Raw genomic sequence first — 25,627 nt, 5'->3', positions numbered from 1 at the left:
TATCTATTTTAAATAAAGCATTTTTGATGCATTCTTTATCTTTCACATTTCGATTAGAAAGCGTTGTTATCTTGTATCTGATGAATCGTGCAGACCAAAATAATAAATCTTGAAGAAAGCCTTCTGAAGATTCAAGTGAATATCTCATGTTGCCTTTTACCTTTGCTTTATTTAGTTATGAAAACTATAATTTTCATACTAACTAAAATATTATAGCACCTCTAACTAAACCCACCAATGCTGATCTTCATATACTCCTATACTTACTCCTACTCCACGTACTACCTACTAGAATCCACGCCGATCTTCATATAATAATCATCCATCACGTAATTTCTGCCAATATCTACCTTGTCTTCTCTGTAGATTTTAAATCCTAATTTTTGGTATGCTTGAATGGAGTTTGTATTTTGCTTATTTACAGTCAGCCAAATGCTACTCCAATTCATTTTTTGAGCAATTCTCTTGAGATATAAGATCACAGATTTTGCTATTCCTTGATTTCTTGAGGTTTTTTCAATATAAAGTTTGCTTAAAAAAAGTGAAGGATTTTCTTTGCTGATGGTTGAATCGTCTGCTGAATCATTTTTTTGAACAAAAGAAAAATATCCTATGAGTCTGTCATCTTTGTCACTCCCATCTTTTGAGTAAATCTGAAAATATCGATAACCATCTTTGATTTGTGCTTGAATTGCTTCTGTGCTTTGGAAGTTATTTACCATATATTGAATTTGACCATCTGTAAGAATTCTTGAATAATGCTCTGCCCAAATAGACCGAGCCAGATTGTGGATATTTTCTAGTTCGGTTTTTTTCAAGGCTTCTACAAAATATACCATTATGAGCACTCCTTTACTTCAGATTCAATTCCTTCTCTAATTTTGAAACTAAATTCCAAGTAGAAATAACAGAGTCGGGATTTAATGAAATAGAATCAATACCCTCTCTGACTAGAAATTCCGCAATCTCGGGATAGTCACTAGGTGCTTGACCGCATATGCCACAATATTTTTTGTGTTTCTTGCAAGCTGTTATGGCTCTCTTAAACATTTCAAGCATTGCAGGATTTCTTTCATCAAAAATATCGCTAACAAGTTGTCCATCTCTATCAACCCCTAGTGTGAGTTGAGTGAGATCATTTGAACCAATAGAGAATCCATCAAACATATTTAAAAAATCATCAGCAAGAATGACATTCACAGGAAGTTCGCACATTACATAAATTTCAAGCCCATTTTTTCCAGATTCAAGTCCATTTCTTCGGAGAATTTCTAGTACTTTTTTGCCCTCTTCAGGTGTTCTTAGAAATGGAATCATGATTTTCATATTTGTCAATCCCATTTCATCTCTAACCATTGCTAGAGCCTGACATTCCCATTCAAACGCTCCTCTATACAGGTCTGAATAGTATCTGCTTGCACCACGAAAACCAAGCATAGGATTTTCTTCTTGTGGCTCATAAGCGGTTCCTCCTATCATTCCTCGATATTCATTGGATTTAAAATCGCTTGTTCTAACGATCACAGGATTGGGGTAGAATGCTGCAGAGATCATTCCCATACCTTCAGCAATCTTTTTGACAAAGAAATCTTTTGGGCCTTCATAACCTGAGATTAGCTTTTCAATTTGTTCTTTATCGCTGATATCTTTTTTGCCATTTTGAAGATCTAGGAGTGCAAGAGGATGAGCTTTGATTTGATTCAAAATAATGAGCTCCATTCTTGCTAGACCTACCCCATGATTTGGCAACTGTGAAAAACTAAAAGACTTTTCAGGATTTCCAACATTCATATAAATTTTTGTCTTGGTTTGATCTAGGTTTGAAAGCTCAATGGTTTCTACTTCGTATTCATGAATCCCTGCATACACATAACCCTCTTCGCCTTCAGCACAAGAAACGGTTACTTCCATTCCAGTATAGAGTCTATCAGTCGCTCCTACTGCCCCAACAATAGCAGGAACACCTATTTCTCTAGCTACAATCGCTGCGTGGCAGGTTCTTCCTCCGCGATTAGTGATGACAGCAGAAGCCTTCTTCATCGCAGGTTCCCAATCAGGATCAGTATTGTCTGTGACTAAAATCTCACCTTCTTTGAAGCTATTCATATGGGCGATGTCATTGATAATCCTTACCTTCCCTGTGCCTATTTTTCCTCCGATAGCCTTTCCATTAATGATGATTTCTTTCTTTTCATCTGCATTTTTAAATCTAAATTTTTCAATTCTTTGTCCATTTGATTTTTTTATATTTTGACTTTGCACGGTTTCAGGTCTAGCTTGAACGATAAAAATTTCACCAGTTTCTCCATCTTTTGCCCATTCCATATCCATAGGGCGGTATTCACCTGCTTCTTTTGTGTAGTGTTTTTCAATAACGATAGCATATCTAGCTAGAGTGAGAATATCTTCATCGGTGATTGAGAAAGTCTCAAGCTCTTTTTGAGTTGTTTTAATGTTTTTGGTTGGATGATCACTTCCTTTTGGAGCATACACCATCTTGAGATGTTTTGTTCCTAATTGACGTTTGATAATAGGTCGCTTACCCTGCTCTAAGGTAGGCTTAAAAACATAGAATTCATCAGGATTTACAGTTCCACCAACTACATTCTCACCTAATCCCCAACTTGAAGTGATAAAGACAGCATCTTTAAAACCAGTTTCAGTATCAATAGAAAACATCACCCCCGCACTACCCTTATCTGCACGAACCATTTTTTGAACCCCTACGCTTAGTGCCACTTTGAAATGATCAAAGCCTCTAGAGGCTCTGTAGCTAACAGCTCTATCAGTAAAAAGAGAGGCAAAGCAGGATTTGATATAATGAATCAATTCAGTTTGACCTTTTACGCTCAAATAGGTGTCTTGTTGCCCTGCAAAAGATGCATCTGGAAGATCTTCAGCCGTAGCTGAACTTCTGACAGCTACATCGGCCTCATTCATTCCATATTCATCACTTAACATTTTATAAGCCTGGAATATTTCATCTCTTAGATCTGCAGGAAAAGGTGTTCCAAATATCAGTTCACGAATTTTTTTTGAACGGGTTTTTAATACGTCTATTTCTGTAACATCTACATTTTCAAGTAAATCGATGATTTTTTGCTTGATACCACCACTATCTAGCAGATACCAATAAGCATCGCTAGTAATAGCAAATCCATTTGGAACCTTAATTCCTACTGGAACAAGCTCTTGAAACATTTCTCCGATACTCGCATTCTTACCACCTACTAGAGGAACATCTCTGTTGTTTAGTTCTTTAAAAAACTTGATGTATTTCATATTTACACTCTCCTAATGATCTGTTAGTTCTTAGCATTTTAATAGATAAATCTTTATTTGATACTTAGGAAACAATAAAATTTGATAAATTTATCATTTTTCTTTGTTTTGGTGCTAATTTTGCTAAAATTACCATAGTGTTAAAGCCAAAAACTCAAGGAAAACTCAAAGATGGATCAGTCATTAAAAAATATTTCCGAAATTCTTAAAAGCCATAAACTGAACGAAAATGACTATAAACAAATCAAGCAAATACTTCATCGTGAGCCTAATTTGCTTGAGATAGGTATATTTTCTGCGATGTGGAGCGAACATTGTAGTTACAAATCGAGTAAAAAATATTTAAAAGGATTCCCTACTAGTGCGCCTTATGTTGTCGTCGGACCTGGAGAGAATGCTGGAGTGATTGATATAGGTGGGGGATATGGAGCGGTATTTAAGATAGAATCCCACAATCATCCGAGTTTTATCGAACCTCACGCAGGAGCTGCAACGGGTGTGGGTGGGATTATGAGAGATATTTTTACGATGGGAGCAAGACCTGTAGCAAATCTGAACTCTATTTCCTTTGGAGAGATACAAAGAGATGATGAAATAGGTAGAAAACACAAGTATTTACTTTCTGGTGTTGTAGATGGAATCGCTAGTTATGGGAATTGCATGGGTGTTCCAACCATAGGAGGACAAACTAGTTTTGAGGCCTGTTATAATGGAAATATCTTGGTAAATGCCTTTACTTTAGGGATTGTGAAGATTGAAGAGATATTTTATGGAAGAGCTGAAGGGATAGGAAATCCTGTGATCTATGTAGGAAGCAAAACAGGAGCAGATGGACTTGGTGGGGCAGTGATGAGTAGTGATAGTTTCACTGAGGATTCAAAATCCTTGCGTCCAACGGTTCAAATAGGCGATCCTTTTACTGAAAAACTCTTACTTGAAGCTTGTTTGGAATTATTCCAAAAGGATTTGATTGTAGGCATTCAGGATATGGGTGCAGCTGGATTGACTAGTTCAAGTTTTGAAATGGCAGGACGTGCTGGAAGTGGCATGAAAATGAATCTAGATAAAGTACCTATGCGTGAAGAAGGACTAGGACCTTATGAATTAATGCTGAGTGAATCTCAAGAGAGAATGCTCATTTGTGCAAAAAAAGGTTCAGAAAAAGAAGTGATGGAGATATTTCAGAAATGGGAACTTGATGTGGCCATTATTGGAGAGGTTACAGATAGTGGGAATATGGAGTTATTTTGGTATGGAGAAAAGTGTGCTCAAATTCCTATTGAGGCACTGAGTGAAAATGCTCCTATTTTAGATAGACCTCTTGCTAGACCAAAATATCTAGATAAAATCAATAACAATGACTACAAAGCAAATATCTTTTCTCAACAAGAAATTTTTGAAAAATTATTATCTAGTTTGGATGTTTGTGATAAATCTTGGATTTACTCTCAATATGACAGTACCGTACAGACAAATACAATGATTTCAAGTGCAGATGGCGATGGGAGCGTTATAAGGGTAAAGGAAAATAATACCGCATTAGCAATGAGTGTTGATTGCCCTGTTCGCTATTGTTATTTAGATCCAAAGCAAGGTTCGGCAATTGCTGTTGCAAAAGCAGGAAGAAACTGCGTTATCAGAGGTGCAAAACCTTTGGCAATCAGCGATTGTTTGAATTTTGGAAATCCTGAAAAACAAGAGGTGATGTGGCAGTTTAAAGAAGCTACTGATGGTATCAAGCAAGCAGCTAAAATATTACAAACTCCTGTAGTGAGTGGAAATGTTTCTTTATATAATCAAACAGAATCAACAGATATTTACCCTACCCCGACCATTGTGAGTGTAGGCTTGATAGAAAATATAAACACACTCATCAACTCAAGACTAAAAAAAAGCGGGAATCTATTGGTATTATTAGGAGAGATAGGGGAGGATTTTGGGGGGAGTTTGATTCAAAAGATAATCTCTCAAACGTGTGAAGGGAAAATTCCCCAATTAGATCTTGAAAAAGAAAAATCTCTTTGGAATCTTATGCATGAACTTTCCAATGGAAAAATAATCAAAAGTGCAAAGGATGTTGGCAAGGGTGGTCTCGCTATTGCTTTGGCAAAAATGGCATTATTGGGAGGAAAGGGATTGCAAGTAAAAACCGTATTTGATATATCTGATACAATTCAAAAAGATATGATTTTTTCTGAATCTCAAAGTTGTATTGTTGTTGAGATTGAGTTAGAAAATTTAACGGATTTACAAAAACTTTGCGATGAACACCAGATTTCCTGCTTTGTATTAGGAAAAGTGGGATCTGAGAATGGAGATATCAATATTGATTCAATCAATATTGATATGCAACAAGCTAAAAGATTATTCTTTGATAGCTTTTGTGAAACTTTAAAACTATCTTAGCACTTTAGGATAACAAGTGATAAAAAACTATTTTTTATTCCTAATAATAGGACTTTTTGGTGTTTGTCTCGGGAATGAAATGAAGTACAAAGAGGGATTGATTCCATATCAAAAACATTTTATGAAACTATTAAGTGAAAATGATGCCTATGTGGATCAGTTTGTCGATAGGTATTACACAGCTGGGACAATATTGGGATATGTGAGCAAGGAATATGATTTTGACTCCAAGAATAAAGATTCTAAAATGCGTTGGCTCAGATATATTAGTTTTTTTTCCAATCAACCAAAGATGAGCCATTTTGAAATCTCTTTGGCACAAGATATATACACGCCCTACTCTAGGACAAACCCTCCAGATATTGGAGATCATCCATATGGGGGGTATTTGCGATTAAATTTTGGTATTTCTCATAGAGGAAGAAGTTTTCTTGAACATACCACTTTTTCATTGGGTGTTGTGGGGCCTTATTCATTTGCATATGAGACTCAAAATCTTATTCATCAGCTCACTCATAATCCTATTTTTTATGGTTGGGGGACACAATTAAAAAATGAATTTATTTTCAATATTGATTATCAAATTATTAAAAAATTTTATCTCCTCAATACCAGATATATCTCTTCAGATATTTTGCCTGCTCTTGATGTGGCACTTGGAAATGCGGACACGCATTTTTCAATAGGAGGGCGTTGGCGTATCGGATACAATCTAGATTCTGATTTTGGAGTGAATAAAGTAAATTCAAGTTTTAATGGTGGAATGCCCTATAATGATAGATTTTCATTTTATGTTTTTGGGGGCATCTCAGGACGCTATCAAGCTAGAAATATTTTCATACAGGGAAATAGCTTTGGAATGCCTACGGGTATTGATATAGAATATTTGATTTATGATGGAGAGATTGGTGCAGCACTTTTATATAAAGGCTTTAGAATCGCCTATACTTTCACGCATACAAGCAAGACATTCGCTTCAGAGCCTTCAGAAGGTCATAACTTTGGAAGTATTGAGCTTAATATTGCATTTTAGATTAATCTTCCTTCGATTAAAGAGTTTTTTTAGGATATTTCTAGCATTTATAGTGGTAGATTGCTATTTTTATCCTATAGAGGCGAAAAATGCGCAAGATTATCTAGATAAAAATATTCAAATCCTAAAATCTTATTACAAGCAAGTTAAGTTACAATCAGTTCAAAAAAATTATCCCATTTTTAGAGGACGCTACATTATCGAACATTCAACATATGTAGGACTCTCTAATGATGAAAAAGATAGGCTTAATGGACAATTGGTATTGACAAATTTCATACTCAAAGATTTTATAAAATATAGTAATCTTGGAGGAATTGGTGTTAGTGGTATTCTCGTATCAGAATATAAAAATAAAAAAGCAAGAATATTTTATTTGAGTTTTGATGGGAGATATTTGAGTGACTTGCAGTTTTTGGGACTTCAAAGCAATCTGTATGCTTATTGCGTATTGCCAAACTTCAATCACTGCATATTATTGGGAATTGGAGAGGATTGGAAATAATTCCTCCCTTTGATATTTTTAGAAAACATATTTTAAAGATAACATTCCTGTAGCGATGAAAGTTTTTTGATTAGAAAATTTTGTAGAGAGACTTGCATTGAGCAATAAGAAATGATTGAATACCGTTTCTCCACCTAGCAGTAATGAAGCAAATTTTTCTTTTGGAGAAGTAGCGATAGATATCGTGTTATTTAGAAAAACCACTTGTGATTGGGCATTATTGCTAAAAATATTACCTTCATAAGAAGGTTTGATGAAGATATATCCATTTTTAAGTATTCTTTTGTATTCTATGCCAATGCTTTGACCTACATATAAACTATCTTTAAAATGATATGAACTTGCAAAAGTATTACTATCTTCAGTGATGTCATTTCCTGTGTAAAAATCCAAACTTAAACCAAAATACGGCTTGATAGAGTTCTTGCCAAAAATAAATTTAGGACCAGTTTGGAATAAAATATTAAACATATTAGATCCATAGTTACTATGAGTATTATAAGTATCTGATAAGATGGTGATCGTTTTTGTGCTTTTGTTGTAGGCATAACCTTGATTGAAAACCACATCAGTTTCAAGAATAGAAGTGTTGAATCTCCCATATAATCCCATTTCAAACCCTTGTGTCAAAGTAGATAGCACATCAAAGTTCTGCTTTCCGCCTACATAAGCTAGATATGCTCCAACAAAAAGCTTATCATCAAAGTTTCTATCATACCCTACAGATAAACCATAGTTGTATCCATAACCTTCAGAAAAGCTCTGAAAAGAACCTAAAACATTCATATAAAGATTGTTTGATTTTTGAGTTTTTATTGCTTGTTTGAAAGCATTTATCGTATTAGTAGCATTATCATCATTGGACGCATAATGTGCAGAAGGATTATAAGGCAATAGAGAAGATCTAGCATTATTGAAAGTTGAAATACCCCTTCCCTCTCCTATCATTCGAGAAAATACATTTGCCTTGATAGCTTCAAAGCCACTATGTAAGCTAGTATCTTTATGATGAGAGTAATACTCAAGTCCATCATTGATATTTTTGGATATTTTTCGGATCTGATTCATACTTAAATTTTTGATATCAAATCCAGGGATAGGATTTTGAGTACCGAAAATATTGATAATATTGATTTCACCTTGATTAGAAATATTATTATTTTCTTTGATCTTGAAAGTAACTTTGAGAGTTTTTACACTATCACTTGAAGTTTCTACGATGGCTTCATAAAATTCATTTATACTCCCATCTTCTGAGAGAACATCTTGTTTTCCTAAAAGAGTGGCATCGTATTGAACTGAACCATTTGTTGAAGTTAAAAAATAATAAGGAATATTGATTGGAGCAGTACCTTTTAGGAAATACACCAATGCTCCTTTGATATTGATAGCATTAGCGTTTAAACTACGACCTGCACTAGTACCATTATCACTACCAATAAAATACAACTTACTGCCTGCTTGACTAATGAAATTTCCAGCGATATAAGTAAGACCTTTTATATACATATTTCCCTGATTGTTTAGATCTCCACTTACTGAGAGATAAAAACCATTATTTATAATATCACTATATGGACCATTGTATAGGTTACCACTTATGGATAAGTATGCATCATTATTTATCTCTATCTTTGATCTATCGCTATCATCAACTCCTTCAGAGTATAGATTTTTTTCTATGAACAAACGTGTATTATTTAATATGAGGCTTCCGCTAAAGTAAGTTTGACCACTAGAATGATTCACGCCATTATAAAAATCACCTCCTTGGATACGGATAAATGCTTTTTTCTCTCCTTCTATTAATAGCTTAGATTGATTGCTAAAATCGCCTGTAAGTCTGATAAACATAGAGGCATCACCAGTAAGACTAATCTTTGTAGTTCCACTCATATTGATGAAATCTCCAAAGTTTAAATTCATGTTTTCTTTCCCAATCTCAAAACTTCCTCCTTGTGAGTAGAAATCTTTTCCATTTAAGGTCAAACCTGCATCAGTAGTTTTATATGAAGCTCCTTCCATTAGAAAAAAATCAACATCTAGCATATCAATACTCAAAGAAACCTCAGATGCAGTGATGGTGCCTTGATTATAAAATTCTTGAGCTTTAGAATTTGGATTTTTTTGTATGGTTAGGGAATACATGCCATTAGTATAAGTGAAGTTTTCTTCATTGCTAATAGGCAATGATGAGCCATCGTTTCCTACTAATATGCAAGATCTATTTCCTTTGGCATCAAAGGTTGCAGGAAATTTATCTCCCCATAACACAGCATCAGACATATCAGACTTATAACAAGGAGTGAGTGCGAAGACAGAACAAGGAATACAGAGCAGAGAGAGGCTTAGGAGTTTAGCAAAATACCTTATCCCCCCCCCCCATTGGAGATTGAAAGAATATTAATGAGATACATCTTTAGGATCCTTTAGATAAAATAATACTTGTATTTTATCTGAGTATCCTTATTGATGGCTTAATTATTTATTAAAAAAACTATTTTCTTATCAAAAAAGAAATAGTGCAACCCTCTTGGTGGATCTGCAATACTTCATAACCGTGATTTTTTGCATCCATAGGAATGTTGTTGATACTTTGAGCACAATCACTCAATACCTCTAATACCTCTCCTTTTTTAAGTTTTTCCAATGCATTGATAGTCGCTATTGCTGGATATGGACAGGTCTCGCCCTGTAATTCCAATCTATAATCAGGAATGATTTTTTGATTTTTCATAGATAAGTCTTTGAGATATTTTGTGCTTTATGTTTGAAAAATCTTTTTTGAAGCCAGATGACAATCAAAAAACTTAAAAACAATAGAGCGTAATTCACCATAAGCCCTCCATAGTTTCCAAAAACCTGCAGTAAGTTTATTTTTGGCCAAGAAGTTGCTAGAGTCTCGCCATAATAATCCCAGCTAAAGGCTAATAGCATCGTTCCTATGATATTTCCAATCCCAACAATCCAATAATGCACCTGCCCTTCAACTGCCCTATACATCCAGCCACATTCACATCCTCCAGCCAAAACGATTCCAAATCCAAAGAGCAATCCACCTAGCACAGTATTTGGGCCTACCCAAGAAATTTTTAGACCATTCCCAAGCATTACATAGCTAAAGACGCCTATACTTGATATAGCCATTCCAATAATAAGGGCTTTTGCCATCTGACTTCGCCCCATAATAAACAAATCTCTAAAAGCAGAAGTGAAGCAAATCTGAGCCCTAGCCACAATAAATCCAAATGAAATTCCAAATCCTAAAGCCATCCCAAGAATGGGCATCGTTTTGTTTTTTGGAACAGGTGAAGTATAGGTGAGATAGACTATCCACAACACAGAAAGAAGAAAAATCACACATCCAAGTAAAAATAAAATCTTTCCTCTTTTTTGAGACACGATAATAGATTTCTGAGAATTTACTTTAAATGGCTGAGCTTTTGGAAGAAAACAAGGTAGTTTGACTACTTTGCTTCCAAGATAAATACCCACAATCATACAAATGGTAAAAACCCAAGTATGAACTGAAAAATAAGGAATTCCTGTGAAGAAATTTGCTAGATTGCAGCCCATCGCAAGTCTAGCACCAAATCCAGAAATAATGCCACCTATTAGGGCTTGAGCAACCCGAATTGAACTTTGAGGAAATCGGAGTTTGAAATTATTCGCCCATAAACTTGCTATCAAACAACCCAAAAACATTCCAATGACCATAATTCCATCATTTCGAGTGAGTGGGGTTCCATTCATATTTTGGATTTTATAATAGCCAAATCTACTAATATCCACTCCAAGAAGTTGCAATAAATGTCCTCCCCAACGTGTGAATTCACCCGTTACAGCCCACAAACTGCCACTAAGACCAAAATAATAAGTGGATAATATACCAAGTGCGATGATAGCTGGTAATGGATTCCAAAATTTCACAAGATAGGTCTGTTTAAAATATTCTAACATTTTCTTTCCTAAAAAATATCTTACATATTATCACGTTCAACGACATCACATATTATATGTATAATCAGGATATGTGCTTCTTGAATACGTGCTGTATCCGCACTAGGAATGACAAGATTGATATCGCAAACTTCATTCATAAGTCCTCCATCTTTACCACTAAGTCCGATTGTTTTACAACCTATGCTCTGGGCTACTTTTAAGGCATTGATAATATTTTTAGAATTTCCACTTGTAGAGATTCCAAATACAATATCAGAAGGATTGGCGAGTGCTTGTACTTGTCTAGAAAATACATGTTCATAGCCATAATCATTTGCTATTGCCGTAAGTGCAGATGTATCTGTGCTAAGAGCGATTCCTGCAAGTGGTTTTCGCTCTCTTTTGTATCTCCCTGTTAGTTCTGCGGCAAAATGCTGTGCATCTGCGGCACTACCTCCATTTCCACAAAAGAGTATTTTTCCTCCATTGGAGATACATTCACTCAAATTAAAAGTCACTTTCTTGATATCATTTTCTAGGTTTTCTAGTGATTTTTTAATCGTGTCGATATGGACCAAAAATTCATTTTTAATAAAATCTTTCATTTCATTCCTTATATGAGTTTTGCTTTATTGAGAATATTTGTTGTGGATTTGCCATCAACAAAATCAATCAACTTGGTTTCTTTGGCATATTTGGTTCCAGCTATTTCTTTACCTTCGTAATCTTTGCCTTTAACCAAAACATCTGGAGAAATTAAAGAAACTAAGTTCTCTGGAGTGTCTTCATCAAAGATAATAACAAAATCCACGCATTCAAGTGCTGATAAAACATAAGCTCTGTCATCTTGTGTGTTTATAGGCCTATTCTTTCCTTTGAGTTTTTTTACAGATGCATCGCTATTAAGACCCACAATAAGAATATCTCCCATTTTTTTTGCTTTTTGCAAATATGAAATATGCCCTCTGTGCAAGATATCAAAGCAACCATTAGTGAAAATAATTTTTTTATTTTTTAAAGATTGCATCACTGTTAAAAGCGATGTTTTTGATAATATTTTATCAGCAGAATCAGTACAAGAGCAAGAATGTAGATGTTGAATGATTTCTGTATGAGTTGCGGTTGCACTTCCGACTTTTCCTACTACTACTGCTGCTGCAGCATTTGCAAATTCACAAGACTGATAGATATCAAGCCCTCCTGAAAGAGCAAAACCCAAGGCCGCTATCACTGTATCCCCTGCTCCAGTTACATCATAGACTTCTTTTGCAATAGTTGGAATTTTGATGAGTTTATTTTTTTTATCAAGTAATGCGATTCCATCTTCGCTCAAAGTAATCAGAGGGATTGTTAAATCACAATCTTTTTTGAGAATTTTTAGAGCAGAAGTGAGTGCATTATCATCTTTTATGGCTATTTGTGTGGCTATTTGAGCTTCGCTTTTATTGGGTGTTAAAATTGTGGCACCCTTGTATTTTTCAAAGCTATTTCCCTTAGGATCACATAATATAAGCTTATTTTCACTTTTTGCTAATTTGATGATTTTTTGAGTGAGGATTGAATTCAGAACGCCTTTGTTGTAATCAGATAAAATAATACAATCAAAATCTGAGATTTTATTTTCAAGGCTTGTGAATATTTCTTTTGAGATTTCTTCAGAAATGGGTGATTTGTCCTCTTTATCCACTCTTAAAACTTGTTGATTAGACACAATCACGCGGGTTTTCTTTGTCGTTGGACGATTGTTTTGTATAAAAATATTTTGGACATCAATATTTATCAAATCCAAATTTTTTACGAGCCATTTACCTGTATCATCATCCCCTATTACTCCACACATTGAAACGTTTGCACCTAAAGAAATGAGATTGTGCCCGACATTGCAAGCTCCGCCCAAACGATTGCTCTCATCTTTTATTTCAGCAACTTGAACAGGAGCTTCTGGAGATATACGATCGCATTTCGCCCAAATATAATGGTCTATCATTAAATCCCCTATCACCAAGATGCGAGGATTTTTATTTTCAAGCCCAAACATTTTTTATCCTTTGATGAGTTAGTATTTTCACATCATTTTCCAACTATCTTAATCATGGTTTCCAATACCTCATTGATGGAAAAAACCGTATATACGTCCTTGATGTTTGAAATACCCTCATTGCTATTTTTTAAAAATATTTTATGGCCAATCTCTGATTTTTGTCCAGTTTCAATATCAGTTGGCTTGTCTCCGATTATAAAACATTCTTCTAATTTGAGATTATAATCTTTTTTTGCTTTATCCACCATACCTGTTTTTGGTTTTCTGCATAAGCAATCCTCTTCAGGAGAATGAGGACAAAAGTAAATACGATCAAAACCAAATCCAAGCTTTTTTTTTAATTCATTTTGCATATACTTTGTAACTTCTTTAAAATCATTCAGTGTATAATATCCCCTGCCAATGCCAGATTGATTTGTGATGAGTAAAAGCAAAAATCCTTTCTCTTTGCAATATTTCAATAAATTAAAAATATTATCCATAAAAACGAATTCTTTAGACTCATAGACATATCCAAAATCTTTATTCACTACTCCATCTCTATCAAAAAATACAGCCTTCATTACATTTCCATATGATGGGTTGAATGATGGTGGCTAGAATTCATATTCATTTGGTGATTCATAGAGTGAGGTTTTCCTTCAAGTATTAAAATTCCCTTGTAAATGCTCATTCCCCCAAAACAAATCATAAGTATAAAAGAGATCTTTAAAAAAATATTACGAAAGGCAGATGTATTTATCTTTCCAGTAAAAAATCCCAATATAAACAAGGGAAAAACCGTAGCGAATCCAAAAATCACCATCATAATCCCTCCCATAAAAGGATTAGGAGCTGTGATGGCATAACCAGCAAAAAAATAAACCATTCCACAAGGTAAAAAACCATTTAAAATTCCCAATCCATAAAAGCTAATAAAGCTTTGAGACCCTATGAGATAAACAAAAAACTTTTTAAAAGATTGCGAGAGCATATTTTTTGGATTTTTTGGCAAAGATGGTTCGATATGAGAAATAAACTTTGGGAAAAAAACATAAAGAATTGCAAATAAAATCAAAAATATTCCAACAACTATAAACAAAATCCCTTTTGTAGGCACTGAAGCTGAGATCTTGTATCCAACAAAAGCACTAAAAACGCCAATAAATGCGTAAGAACTGATTCTCCCTAAGTTATAAAGCATGTGAGAAGATATTTGATAAAATCTACTTTGATTTTTATGGATTTTTGAACTTGAATATGCAATGACAATTCCTCCACACATTCCAATACAGTGACTAAAAGACATGCTCAAAGCCATTAAAAATAAAGCAATTAAAGAAATTTCCATATCATTCTCCTATGGATTGATTCATGATGTCTTGAGCTTTTTTGATAGCTTGCATTTTAGAATCTTTCTTTTGAGATGAATCTAGAGTATCTGTAGAAATAACTGATGGAAAATCTGATCCCTTCGGAATGATACCTTTAGGCATTTTCACAAATACATCCTCGTAGTTTTTACCATTTTTTTTGTAACGAATATAAATTTCTCCAGTAACGGTGTTATAGAGATACGTATCGCTTTTATCACTAAACATTTGCCACTGTGAAAAAAGCGGGGATAAACCAATCAGAAGTGAGAAAAATATTTTTTTCATTTTGACATTATCCTATAAATGATCGTAATTGTTCTTGTAGGCTCAAAATAATTTCTTTTTTACTATAAAAGCTATTCTTATTAGCTATAAGATAAACGCTTGATTCCATAATTACTTCATCCACTTTTAGATTGTTTTGTTTCATGGTTGATCCAGTTTCGACAATATCCACAATCCCATCAGATAATTCTACTAATGGGGCTAATTCTATTGAACCATAAAGTTTAATCACATCCACAGGAATAGCCTTTTTAGAAAAATACTTAGTAGTGATATTGGGCATTTTTGTGGCAATTTTTATTCTAGATTTTCGATAATCAATATTTTTTCCTACAGCAGATCCTACGACAACTTTACACTTACCAATTTGAAGATCCAACAAACGAACCAAATCCAATTCACTCTCTTCTAAAACATCTAATCCTACCACTCCAATATCAGCTGCTTGATAATAGACATAAGTGGGTACATCTTGACTTCGAACAAGTAAAAACTTGAAACCTGAAGATTCTAAAATGAGTTTTCTATCTTCAAGAACAAAATTTTGCTTGAAAATCTTCTGGAATAATTCTAAGGTCTTTTCAGCAACTCTGCCTTTTGGTAATGCTATGGTTATCATTTTTAAGTCTCCATATTTTTTCTGAGGGCATTATTTATTGATATTTGCATACCATTGAAAACTAGCATTTCGTTATAGACTGATTTTTCAAAAAACTTTGCTAGAAATTTTCCATCACCACCAGTAAAATAAGCCTTTTTTTCACCAACGATATTTCTAATTGTCAAAATAATACTCTTGATTACCCCATAGCTGATTGCAGATTGAGTATTCAATGGAAGTTCGTTAAAATCCATACCAAAATTAATACGTTTTTCAAGTGCAGGAGAAATGCTTTTATAAGCGTTTGTGTACGCTACTAGTCCTGGTAATATAATCCCTCCTACATGGTTTCCTGCATTCATTACATCAATGGTTATGGCACTTCCTGCATCCACTATGACTCCATTTTCTATACCCAAACAAGCGGCTTTTCTATCTATCCCTAACCCAACATAAGGGGTATCAAGCTTTATGATACTGGCTATGTTGTATGAATTTTTATGTGCTTTAAGGAGTTTTTTTTCATTGAGAGGATTCACGCTGATATAGTATATATCCGAAGTGAGTTGCTTTTTGTCTATTTTATCAGGTAGATTTTTCCAAATCTTATATGTATCAGAAAAATGAATGTAAGTGTTCCCTATATCGCAAAGTATCATCATTACTCTTTGGTAAAATCAATGTAATATTGGTCGTAATAAATTCTATTTTTATCATAAAAATTTATTTTATCAAGCTTTTTCTTCCCAAAAGATCCTTTTATTACAATCACTTTATAACTAAAATTTTTTGTATCAAGCTCAATTAGATAGCCTCTTTTTTCAATGGTATATAATTTATCATCCATTATGACTATCGCATTTAAGGTCGCAAAAGGCAACTTCACCTTATTTGTCTCTCTCAAGGTTTTATCTAGTTGAATGATCTGGCCTTGGAGGGTTAAAACATAAAGATAGTTTTTGTCATATAAAATATCTCTGATGTCTGCATCATAGCTAAATTCTCGTCCAGAAACGATAGATACAATGCGTTTAGGTGTTGCAGCAAACATATTTTCTCCATCTACCATCAAATAGATCACATTATTGAAAAACTTTTCACTATTGATAATGATATTTCTAAGAACACTGAAGGATTTTGCATCTACGACCAAGAGCCTCCCATCTAGAGTTGGAAAAACAATCAGTGTATCTAGAAATATTGGAGCACTCACAAGAGAATTGATAGCAATGCTTGGAGTACCCTTTTGAGAAAAAAGAATTTTTTTCGTTTTAATATCATAAATGTTTGCAGAGTTATCAGCTAAGATCGCTACAAGCTTGTTATCCTTGATGGATGCACTCAATGCACATTCATCAATTGGTATGACAATGGATTCTTGATTTTTTTTGTCTATGAGCTCAATTTGATTGCATTTTTGAGTGATGATATAATAATCTTGGGTTTCATTTAAAAATGAAGAATTTTTGTCTATCTTGATATAGCTAACTCCATTTTCCGTGATAACTGAACCGTTTTTTAGGACTGCACCAAAACGATTAGAAGTTTTTATAGGAGCATTGAGTTTGTTTTTGAATTTAATAGTGCTCTCAATTTGTGTGGGTTGAAAGTATTTTTTTGAACTACATCCTATAAAAATAAATATGATTGCAAATATAAAGTAGGTAAAATTATTTTTTATCACTTTTATCCTCGTTCGTATTGGGTTGTTGATTTAAAACATCTTTAATGCCCTGAGCATCAGGAAGATTTTGAACTCCATAATGTTTTAGTAGATTTGCTATTTCAAGCACAGATGAGGGGGCGTTGATTTTATTTAATAGCTCTTTGGCTTGTGAAATTTTGTTATCTTGTTCCAATAAATAAGCCTCTTGAAGTATCAAAAAATCCTTCATTCCGGTGTTGTTTATAGCTTTTAAGGCTTCAGGATTTTTCAAATAAGAGGCATATTGATACTCTGCTAAGATTTTGATTATATCAGGGTTTTTTTCATTCATGCTATTTCTAGAATCTATGATTTCTTTGAGTTTGGTTGGATCAGAACTTTTAACTGCCTGAGAATATCTATAAAGATCATATAGATCTATTGATTTTAACTTTAGTTCATCAAGTAATGCCTGATTATTGGGATTCTTTGATAGCTGATTGTATATTTTTGTGATATCTTCAGCTTTTTTATTTCTTTGATAGGCTGAAAACTGATGATATAAAAACCACACAACCAACACCGCAATAACCGCAAATAAAACATACTTGTATTTATAATAAAGTCTCTCTAATTTAAATGCACTTTCTAATATCTTTTCATCACCTTTGAATTCTTCTTGAATTTGTTTGATATTATTTTTAATACTCACTTTTCACTCCTAATTTATTTGATTCCGCTACTACCAAATCCACCTGAACCCCTAAGAGTTTCATCAAGTTCAGATACTTCTATGAAGTCGGCTTGATAAACTTTGCTTATAACACCTTGAGCTATCCTATCGCCTTTTGTGATAGTAAAATTTTCAGAAGAATGATTGATTAAAAGCACCATAATCTCACCACGATAATCGCTATCAATAGTGCCTGGTGTATTTAAAACACTGATAGAATACTTGAGTGCTAAACCACTTCTAGGTCTGATTTGAAGTTCATAGCCCTGCTGTATAGACATACTCAGACCAGTTTTGATAAGCTTACTCTCTTTAGATAAAAGCGTTACATCTTCTATCGAGTGAATATCAAAACCCGCAGCACCTAATGTTTGATACTTCGGGATAATCGCATCTGGGTGTAATTTTTTGATATTAATATTCATTTTTCAAACTTTATATCTTGATAAAAAACTTCCAAAATTTCAAAGCTATTCTCTCCATTTGGAAGCTGTATGATAATTTCATCGCCTTTTGTTTTTCCTATGAGACTTCTCGCAATAGGTGAGCCAAACGATATAAGACCACTTGAGGGATCACTTTCTATGCTTCCAACGATACTATAAATAAATTCTTTTTCATTATCTAGATTTAATATTTTGACAGTACTTCCAAAGCTAACTTTATCATGTGAAAGTTCAGATGGATCAATGACTTGAGAGTTGCTTAAGATTTGACTCAAGTCATTGATTCTAGTTTCTATAAAAAGCTGTTTTTCTTTTGCAGCGTGATATTCTGCATTCTCCTTGAGATCTCCGTGCGATCTAGCAACATCAATCTCTTTGACAATATTTGGACGCTCTACTTCTTTGAGGTTTTTCAGTTCTGAGCAGAGCTTTTCATACCCATATTGACTGATAGGTTCTTTGTTCATTTCTATAATCTCCTAGACTTAAAAGTGTAATCATATAAAACTTGAGGTTAATTCAATGTTAATTTTATCCAATTTGCAATATTTTCAGCACTTCCATTTTTTAGATATTGCCTGATTTTTGCTGATTCCATTAAAAACTTCTCCTTATCTAGAGATATATATGCGTCTATCAAATTCTTAGAAGTAAGGTTTTCTTGAATTAATTCTTCGTGTAATTTTGTTTTGCCTCTACCAGGATATTCTCCATTGAGTGCGTTATAAAATATATTCGCTAAACCAATGCGAGAGAGTTTAACAAATATTCTTGCTATGAAAAAATCAATTTTTTTCATTTTATAACCTAGCACAAAAGGTGTTCCAATCAATGCTGCCTCAAGCGTGGCCGTTCCACTACAAATAAAAGCAAATTCAGCCTCATAAAGACTCTTGTGTGTGTCAAAAGAAATTTCAAATTCATCAATACCATTTCCATAAATGGATTTTATATCTTGATTCTTAAAAGATCGAGGAATGATTAATATTTTTCTTTTATCCCTCATTTTTTTTGCAATTTCTACAAAAATAGGAAATATTCGATTGATTTCTCCTATCCTACTTCCAGGCATAAAAACGATTCCTTCACCGCCTTGATTTTGTTTGTAAATAGAGATTTCATCTAGCAATGGATGACCAACATAGGTTGCTTTTTTTTCATAAAAAGTTGTTTCAAAAGGTAATATGGCTGCAAGTTTATCGCAATATTTTTCAATTTCTTTCGCTCTCCAGGATTTCCATGCCCAAACCTGAGGGAGGATATAATAGATGATTGGCTTGTTTGGATTTGTTCTTTTAATACCTTTTGCTAGAGGAATATTAAAAGAAGATGAATCCATTAACAACACCATATCTGCCTCACTAGCCAAACAAATCATTTTTTTATTAGCCATATGAAAAAATCTTATTTTTTTAATGACATCTAAAAATCCCATCGTAGAAAAATTTTTTGGAGAATAAAGTGGAATTCCTAAATCTTCATCAAAAATGCCGATAAATTGAATATCTTTTAAGTGTTTTTTTAACTCTTTTAAGTGTACATTCGAACTAGGTTCAAGGGCACTAACAAGTATCTTTTTCATTTAATCTCAATCTTCTTTGGAATTACTTTTAGTTTTTAGCATATCTTCAGCGTAAAAATCTCTAAGTTCTATTTTTAATTTAGAATTTTCTAGTTCAAATTCAAGTATCTGTTCTTTTAGTGATTTGTTTTCTTTTAAAATCACTCTATATCTTTTATATAAAGCATCGGTAAAAACCCTCTTTGTAGGTTTTGCTTTTGCTATGCTCCCATCTTTTAGATAAATATCTATCAACTCTATAGGCTTAGGAAGTATCTCATCTTTTTTTTCATTTTTTATATCATCTTTTTCTTTTTTTAATCTAGAAATATTATTTTTTATTTTTTGTTTAAAAATATCTTCCTTAAGGGTCTGTATTTCTTTTGTTTTTTCATCTTTGATGGCTTGTAATTCTGCCACCTCCTTTTTTATGATCGCACACTGTGAGCGAAAATCTTTTAAAAGCTTTTTTGCCTGTTTGATCTCAGTTTCATAATTAAGAGATTCTTGTTTGAATCTTTCACGTTCTTCTTCAAAGAGTTTTGCAATCTCCCAAACTTCCTTTATATCCGAACTCTTTTGAATGAACTCTTGAAAAATTCTTCTATCTTCCTTCATTTATCTTCTCCTATCATTTCCAAAGATAACAGATTCATCTCTCTTCCTTTGGTGATTTCTAGATCCGAGTTTTTACAATTTGGACAAATTCCATATTCAATTTTATCAGGAATAAACACATATCCACATTTTTTGCAAGTCAGTTCAACTTTTTCATCAATGATATCTAAAATCGCTTCCCTGCACACCTTAGACTCTTCTTTGAAGGTTTCAAAGGCACTCAAGAATAAACTTTTATCCATCCCACTTCGTTCGCCGATCCCAACTATGATTTTTTCAATTCTAATAGCGTTGTTCTTTTGAGCGTGTTCTTCGCATAGTTCTATAAGGGATGACACAACAGAATATTCATGCATCCTGATTCCTTTATGATTTATTTAAAGTGATGATACTTTGAATATGGTTAATATTCTGAAAGGTTTTTTTAGGAATTTCACCAAGATCTTGCATTATTGCTTTGAGTTTTTCTTCTTTATTGCAAAGTTCGCAAATTTCATCATCCATACCATATCTTTTTATGTATTGAATCAAGCTTTCTTCCCAATCCACGCTTAATGAATCATCTTTGAGTGCTTTTTTGATTTCATAAAGATAGGCTATTTTCATTGTGATGTCAATTTTATTTCTCCAATACTCAATAGGAAGAAATTTTTTTAAATTAGCATAAGTCTTGGCGGTTTCTCCTTTTTGAGCAATAACTTTGGTTTCTTCAAAAACCTTATTTATCTCTTCATGAAGGGCAAGATATTCTTCTGAGGAATCTAATTCTGGGCATACTAGGAGTATTTTATAACACTCCAAATAATCTTTCTTTGTGCAACTCTCAATAAATTTATCAATATTATTTAGATAGTTTTGAAATCTATTTGCAAAATCCTTAAAGGGCTCGATAGTCGCTAAAAAATACAAATATTCCTGAGCTTTGGGATATTTTTTTGCCGAAATAAGATCTTGGATTTGAAGAGTCATTTTTTCACAAATGAAGTGCATCTTTTTGTAAGTTTTTGTATTTTTAAGAAAAGGACATTCGCTAACAAGCAAAAAATAATTTTCAAAATCTTTTGCTTTGGCATATTTTTCAGCTAAAAGATATTTGTCGCATTCGTTAATAAGGGTCATAATCAAAGGTTTTTTATCAGGCAGATGCTCAAATGGCAATAAGAATGTTTGGATTTTTTCTTTGCTAGAATTGATGTCTTTGACAATGAGTTGTTGTGCAAGGTCATAGATACTATCAAAATATTCTTCCATTATCTGGTATTCATTTAGGTTTTTAATACAAGGGTGATCCATGGCTATTTCATATGCCTTTGGATAGTCATGCTCTCTAAAAGCACCCAAAAAATTTTGTATGAAAGCTTTTTCGGCGATATATTCTTTGATTTCTTTTTCTTTCATAGGATCTTCAAAATAAGGACTTGTGATATTGATCACATCTTCAATTTCATTTAAAGATAAAAGCTTACTGACATCTTTAACCACTTCTTTCCAAGTGCTGTTTTTAACTCTCCTATATACTTCTAAAGTTTTGAGTAAAACATTATGCTCATCTGCAAATATTTTTGCATATTCAAACCCTGTTTGATTTAAAATCTCTAAAAATTCATCTATTTTATAGAATCTGTCAATAATCTGAATACTACCATCAGCAAAACAAATGAAAATAAAATCATCAAATCCTTTGATGCAGGTAACACCTTTTGAGGAAAGTTGTATTGAAAAACCAACAAGATTTTCTTTGAGGCTTTGGACATACAAAACATCCTCTCTAGTGCCTATATAAACGAAACTTTCATCAGTATTTAACATTATCTTAGTGGGCCAATGAGAAAGATTCATTTGATGTTCATCTTTATTGGTTTTGAGATTAAAAATACCTGTTTCCCCACTTTTGCAGACATAAAATATCTTTGTATCTTTTTCAAAAAAAATCATATCTTCAACAACGCTTGGAGTATCTATGACACAGATTAAAGAATCCTTTTGTAGATTATAGACTGTGAGTGTTAGATCATAAGAAGCATAACAAACAATTTTAGATTGTGAGTCAAAAACAATACAAGAAATATAATCAGGTCTTCGTGGTAAAAAAGTACTAAGTTTATGGCTAGGGTGAGCGTATATAAAGATTCTCCCATCTTCTCCGCCTGTAGCTAGATACTTACAATCTTTTGAAAACATTGAAAAACTTATATCTGCTCGATGCCATCTCACCCTAGAGGCTACAGAAATACCATTTTCGTCTATCCTATAAATATTTCCTATGGAGCTTTGAATTTTTGGCATACAAACATAGCCATCCATTGAACAACTCACGGCTTTTGAATATCGATGATGTGGCTCGGTATTTTTATAAACTTGTTTGCTGAATGAAAAAATAAATTCTTTCAAAGAAAACTTGTAAATTCGGTGATAATGGTCTGCAAATAGATATTCTCCATTAGATGAACCAATATCTAAAACACTCCCAATCAGATTGATTTTGTTTTTTATTTTAATCATTGTTGTCTCAACTATTTCGTTAATTTATATTTTTAAAGGTGGATTTTATACACATAATGATAACATAAACCTACAAGTTATTTTTAATTTTATCCAATATGTTACGATACGCCAATTTAAAGTCTAGTTTCAAACAAAGGAAAATGATGTTGAAACCTCGTTATCAAACCAAACAAATTTTCATAGGAAATGTCCCTATTGGTGGGGGTGCCCCTATAAGCGTACAAAGCATGACTTTTACCAAAACAGCCGATATAGAATCTACAAAAAAACAAATTGATAGACTTCATTTTGCTGGGGCGGATATTGTGAGAGTAGCCGTGAGTGATCAAAATGATGCTAAAGCCTTAAAAGAATTAAAAAAAGTTTCCTCATTGCCTATCGTCGCAGATATACATTTCAGACATCGGTTCGCACTTATTGCCGCAGAAAGTGTGGATGCTATTCGTATAAATCCTGGAAACATAGGAACAAAAGAGCGAATCAAAGCTGTCGCACAAGCTTGCAATCAAAGAAATCTTCCTATACGGATAGGTGTTAATAGCGGGAGTTTAGAAAAACAGTTTGATAAAAAATATGGCCCTACTCCAAAAGGTATGGTTGAATCTGCTCTTTACAACATCAAATTGTTGGAAGATTTTGGTTTTGAGAACATTAAAATCTCTCTAAAAGCTAGTGATGTGGAAAGAACTATTGAAGCATATAGGATGCTCAGACCCTTAGTGGATTATCCTTTTCATTTAGGCGTGACAGAGGCAGGAACTATTTTTCATTCCATGATAAAAAGCTCAATGGCACTAGGAAATCTTCTGATGGAGGGTATTGGCGATACCATGAGAATATCCATCACTGGAGAATTAGAGGAAGAAATCAAAGTTGCAAGGGCTATTTTACGCTATAGTGGTGGGCAAAAAGATGGTATCACTATTATTTCTTGCCCAACTTGCGGCAGGATTGAGGCTAATTTGGTAGATGCAGTCAAAGAAGTAGAAAAAAGACTCGCTCATATTAAAACTCCACTTAATGTTAGTGTGATGGGGTGTGCGGTGAATGCATTAGGAGAAGCCAAACATGCCGATATTGCGATCGCATTTGGAAATCATGAAGGGCTTATCATTAAAGAAGGTGAGATCTTATGCAAACTTCCTGAAAATAAAATACTAGATACCTTTATTATGGAAGTTGAAAAACTTGCACTCAAGCGATCTAAACAGGAACAATAAAAAAACAAATAAAATGATGAAGTATTGGATTTTTCTTATTTTTGCAGTTGTTTTTGAGGCTTTGGCAGCTTTTTCTTTGAAAATTTCTACAAGCACATCAAATCATTTTTATACCGCTTTGTATGGAATATTTTTCATTATCAGTCTAGGAATGTTTTTAATTGCGAGTAAGGGAATTCCCCTTAGTATCGGTTATGCAATTTGGGCGGGATTGGGTCTAAGTATTGTATCTATTATTGGGATTTTTGTTTTCAAAGAAGAATTAAGCTTAGCAAAGATCGTGTTTTTGTTGATGATTATTTTAGGAGTTATTGGCTTGAAACTCATTTCAAAATAAGCTTTAAGTTCTAAAAAGTTTTATAGGGCTAAAATTATCGCTTTTATTTTATTTTTATTAGGTGATGTTCCTATGTTGTTAGCACTATATGGAGTTTTTTCGTTCATTGGGCTTGGTTATTTGGCAAAATTTTTACGTATGGTTGGTAACAAACAAAGCGGTATTTTATTGGGATTCTTGCTTAATTTTGCACTACCTGCGCAAATCTTTAATGGTATTTATCATATAGAGCTTGATTTTAAGCTCATATTAATTTTGCTTACAACATTGAGTTGTTCTCTTGTGGGGGGAACAGCTATGTATTTTTTTGCAAAAAGAATCCTCAAAAGAGAAAGCAATACAGCCGTATCAATGGCTTTTCTATCAGCACTAGGAAACACCTTATTTTTAGGAGTTCCTTTAGTCTATGGAGCTTTGGGTCAAGAGTACTCCAATAAAGCTATTTTATATGATCAGATATGCACGGCCATTCCTCTTGCAATCTTCACGCCATTAATAATGAGTATTGGTGGAAAAGGTATTTTTACAATTCGTTCAGTCACGATGAGACTTTCTTCAAATCCACTTTTTTTGGCATTACTTATAGGATTGGCCTTTAAATTTATGCCTTTTTCTATAAATGATTGGATTTTTGTTCCCATCAAACAACTTGGTGCGTGTGCAACCCCTGTGGCATTATTTGCCATAGGGGTTCAGATCAGTATAGGAGATATTAAAACGGAGTGGAAAAATACATTTATTGTTCTTTTTTGGGGGATGATTGTTGTTCCCACTCTGGTTTTTATGGTGATAATTATCACCAAAGTAGAATTCACAGATACTTGGAGAATGGCTCTTTTGGAATCTGCTATGCCTCCTCTTATTAGTTCAGCTGCAGTTATTATGAGGGCTGGACTGAACAACAAAATCGCAGTGAGTTCCATTGCATTTGGTATATTCATTAGTGCTATCACTATACCTACATGGTTATGGCTCAGTTATTTATAGAATTTTCTAATTATCCTTAGAATATCTGAAACCTTGATTTTAGGATTGACAATAAGCTCTTAATATCACACTTTAATTGATTTTTCAAACAAATAACACTATAAATAGGCTTTTATATTCAAGGA

General features: G+C 33.4%; 26 protein-coding genes. 6 read left to right on the top strand and 20 right to left on the bottom strand.

All coding sequences use genetic code 11. The features are described from left to right. Nucleotides 1–281: 281 nt before the first annotated feature. On the bottom strand, nt 282–839 hold the full coding sequence (locus tag BKH42_RS04085; RefSeq protein WP_095295177.1) for a GNAT family N-acetyltransferase: 558 nt from the start codon (nt 837–839) through the stop codon (nt 282–284). A gap of 13 nt (nt 840–852) precedes the next feature. Next, the gene (gene ppsA, locus BKH42_RS04080) at nt 853–3,282 is read right to left on the bottom strand and encodes a pyruvate, water dikinase (protein ID WP_095295175.1); all 2,430 of its coding nucleotides are present in this window, start codon (nt 3,280–3,282) and stop codon (nt 853–855) included. Between the two features lie 171 nt (nt 3,283–3,453). On the opposite strand from ppsA, the gene purL reads away from it, so the two are divergent. The 3 genes from purL to BKH42_RS04065 all read left to right on the top strand — a co-directional run bounded on the left by purL (nt 3,454) and on the right by BKH42_RS04065 (nt 7,226). Continuing rightward, nucleotides 3,454–5,688 carry a phosphoribosylformylglycinamidine synthase subunit PurL gene (purL, locus tag BKH42_RS04075; protein ID WP_095295173.1) on the top strand — a complete coding sequence of 745 codons (2,235 nt, stop codon included), beginning with the start codon at nt 3,454–3,456 and terminating at the stop codon, nt 5,686–5,688. 79 nt (nt 5,689–5,767) lie between these two features. Beyond that, nucleotides 5,768–6,721, top strand: a complete 954-nt coding sequence (locus BKH42_RS04070) for a lipid A deacylase LpxR family protein (protein ID WP_095295185.1) — start codon at nt 5,768–5,770, stop codon at nt 6,719–6,721. Nucleotides 6,722–6,773: 52 nt separating this feature from the next. Beyond that, nucleotides 6,774–7,226, top strand: a complete 453-nt coding sequence (locus BKH42_RS04065; protein ID WP_095295171.1) for a hypothetical protein — start codon at nt 6,774–6,776, stop codon at nt 7,224–7,226. A gap of 18 nt (nt 7,227–7,244) precedes the next feature. Here the strand turns inward: BKH42_RS04065 and BKH42_RS04060 are convergent, their stop codons facing one another. From BKH42_RS04060 to BKH42_RS03975, 18 genes are all read right to left on the bottom strand, one after another. Further along, on the bottom strand, nt 7,245–9,512 hold the full coding sequence (locus tag BKH42_RS04060) for an autotransporter outer membrane beta-barrel domain-containing protein (RefSeq protein WP_095295169.1): 2,268 nt from the start codon (nt 9,510–9,512) through the stop codon (nt 7,245–7,247). A gap of 211 nt (nt 9,513–9,723) precedes the next feature. After that, nucleotides 9,724–9,963 (bottom strand): sulfurtransferase-like selenium metabolism protein YedF, encoded by a 240-nt coding sequence (yedF, locus tag BKH42_RS04055; protein ID WP_095295167.1) that lies wholly within the window; start codon nt 9,961–9,963, stop codon nt 9,724–9,726. Beyond that, nucleotides 9,960–11,186 carry a selenium metabolism membrane protein YedE/FdhT gene (gene yedE, locus BKH42_RS04050; RefSeq protein WP_095295165.1) on the bottom strand — a complete coding sequence of 409 codons (1,227 nt, stop codon included), beginning with the start codon at nt 11,184–11,186 and terminating at the stop codon, nt 9,960–9,962. The genes yedF and yedE overlap by 4 nt, the downstream gene beginning before the upstream one ends. 20 nt (nt 11,187–11,206) lie before the next feature. Next, the gene (gene gmhA / locus BKH42_RS04045) at nt 11,207–11,773 is read right to left on the bottom strand and encodes a D-sedoheptulose 7-phosphate isomerase (protein WP_095295163.1); all 567 of its coding nucleotides are present in this window, start codon (nt 11,771–11,773) and stop codon (nt 11,207–11,209) included. A gap of 8 nt (nt 11,774–11,781) precedes the next feature. Continuing rightward, a complete protein-coding gene (rfaE1, locus tag BKH42_RS04040) occupies nt 11,782–13,206 on the bottom strand; it encodes a D-glycero-beta-D-manno-heptose-7-phosphate kinase (RefSeq protein ID WP_095295161.1) in 1,425 nt (474 codons plus the stop codon). A gap of 32 nt (nt 13,207–13,238) precedes the next feature. After that, on the bottom strand, nt 13,239–13,772 hold the full coding sequence (locus BKH42_RS04035; RefSeq protein ID WP_095295159.1) for an HAD family hydrolase: 534 nt from the start codon (nt 13,770–13,772) through the stop codon (nt 13,239–13,241). Continuing rightward, complete coding sequence (locus BKH42_RS04030) at nt 13,772–14,539, bottom strand: sulfite exporter TauE/SafE family protein (RefSeq protein WP_095295157.1); 768 nt, start codon at nt 14,537–14,539, stop codon at nt 13,772–13,774. The genes BKH42_RS04035 and BKH42_RS04030 overlap by 1 nt, the downstream gene beginning before the upstream one ends. A gap of 1 nt (nt 14,540) precedes the next feature. Then, nucleotides 14,541–14,849 (bottom strand): hypothetical protein, encoded by a 309-nt coding sequence (locus BKH42_RS04025; protein WP_095295155.1) that lies wholly within the window; start codon nt 14,847–14,849, stop codon nt 14,541–14,543. A 7-nt stretch (nt 14,850–14,856) separates the two neighbouring features. Beyond that, nucleotides 14,857–15,468 (bottom strand): ATP phosphoribosyltransferase, encoded by a 612-nt coding sequence (hisG, locus tag BKH42_RS04020; protein WP_095295153.1) that lies wholly within the window; start codon nt 15,466–15,468, stop codon nt 14,857–14,859. 2 nt (nt 15,469–15,470) lie between these two features. Then, nucleotides 15,471–16,109: a type III pantothenate kinase gene (locus BKH42_RS04015; protein WP_095295151.1), complete on the bottom strand. Its 639-nt coding sequence runs from the start codon at nt 16,107–16,109 to the stop codon at nt 15,471–15,473. Nucleotides 16,110–16,111: 2 nt separating this feature from the next. Beyond that, the gene (locus BKH42_RS04010; protein WP_095295149.1) at nt 16,112–17,134 is read right to left on the bottom strand and encodes a hypothetical protein; all 1,023 of its coding nucleotides are present in this window, start codon (nt 17,132–17,134) and stop codon (nt 16,112–16,114) included. Beyond that, nucleotides 17,121–17,807 carry a hypothetical protein gene (locus BKH42_RS04005; protein ID WP_095295147.1) on the bottom strand — a complete coding sequence of 229 codons (687 nt, stop codon included), beginning with the start codon at nt 17,805–17,807 and terminating at the stop codon, nt 17,121–17,123. The genes BKH42_RS04010 and BKH42_RS04005 overlap by 14 nt, the downstream gene beginning before the upstream one ends. Before the next feature lie 14 nt (nt 17,808–17,821). After that, the gene (gene dut, locus BKH42_RS04000; protein ID WP_095295145.1) at nt 17,822–18,253 is read right to left on the bottom strand and encodes a dUTP diphosphatase; all 432 of its coding nucleotides are present in this window, start codon (nt 18,251–18,253) and stop codon (nt 17,822–17,824) included. Next, nucleotides 18,250–18,741 carry a transcription elongation factor GreA gene (gene greA / locus BKH42_RS03995; RefSeq protein ID WP_095295143.1) on the bottom strand — a complete coding sequence of 164 codons (492 nt, stop codon included), beginning with the start codon at nt 18,739–18,741 and terminating at the stop codon, nt 18,250–18,252. Before greA ends, dut begins: the two co-directional genes overlap by 4 nt. Nucleotides 18,742–18,788: 47 nt before the next feature. Beyond that, the gene (gene lpxB, locus BKH42_RS03990; protein WP_095295141.1) at nt 18,789–19,856 is read right to left on the bottom strand and encodes a lipid-A-disaccharide synthase; all 1,068 of its coding nucleotides are present in this window, start codon (nt 19,854–19,856) and stop codon (nt 18,789–18,791) included. A 6-nt stretch (nt 19,857–19,862) separates the two neighbouring features. Next, on the bottom strand, nt 19,863–20,453 hold the full coding sequence (gene mua / locus BKH42_RS03985) for a nickel-binding protein Mua (RefSeq protein ID WP_095295139.1): 591 nt from the start codon (nt 20,451–20,453) through the stop codon (nt 19,863–19,865). After that, on the bottom strand, nt 20,450–20,809 hold the full coding sequence (gene hypA, locus BKH42_RS03980) for a hydrogenase/urease nickel incorporation protein HypA (RefSeq protein ID WP_095295137.1): 360 nt from the start codon (nt 20,807–20,809) through the stop codon (nt 20,450–20,452). The genes mua and hypA overlap by 4 nt, the downstream gene beginning before the upstream one ends. 10 nt (nt 20,810–20,819) lie before the next feature. Beyond that, on the bottom strand, nt 20,820–22,955 hold the full coding sequence (locus BKH42_RS03975; protein WP_095295135.1) for a WD40 repeat domain-containing protein: 2,136 nt from the start codon (nt 22,953–22,955) through the stop codon (nt 20,820–20,822). Between the two features lie 146 nt (nt 22,956–23,101). Here BKH42_RS03975 and ispG point away from each other — a divergent pair, with 146 nt between their 5' ends. The 3 genes from ispG (at nt 23,102) to BKH42_RS03960 (ending at nt 25,502) form a co-directional block, all read left to right on the top strand. Next, nucleotides 23,102–24,178: a flavodoxin-dependent (E)-4-hydroxy-3-methylbut-2-enyl-diphosphate synthase gene (gene ispG, locus BKH42_RS03970; RefSeq protein ID WP_095295133.1), complete on the top strand. Its 1,077-nt coding sequence runs from the start codon at nt 23,102–23,104 to the stop codon at nt 24,176–24,178. A gap of 13 nt (nt 24,179–24,191) precedes the next feature. Then, entirely contained in the window at nt 24,192–24,515 is a 324-nt protein-coding gene (locus BKH42_RS03965; protein WP_095295131.1) for an SMR family transporter, read from the top strand. Between the two features lie 72 nt (nt 24,516–24,587). Continuing rightward, complete coding sequence (locus BKH42_RS03960; protein ID WP_095295129.1) at nt 24,588–25,502, top strand: AEC family transporter; 915 nt, start codon at nt 24,588–24,590, stop codon at nt 25,500–25,502. Nucleotides 25,503–25,627 lie beyond the last annotated feature (125 nt).

Source organism: Helicobacter sp. 13S00482-2, from assembly GCF_002272795.1.
Classification (GTDB): Bacteria; Campylobacterota; Campylobacteria; order Campylobacterales; family Helicobacteraceae; genus Helicobacter_J.
This window is presented reverse-complemented; position numbering and strand designations above follow the sequence as displayed.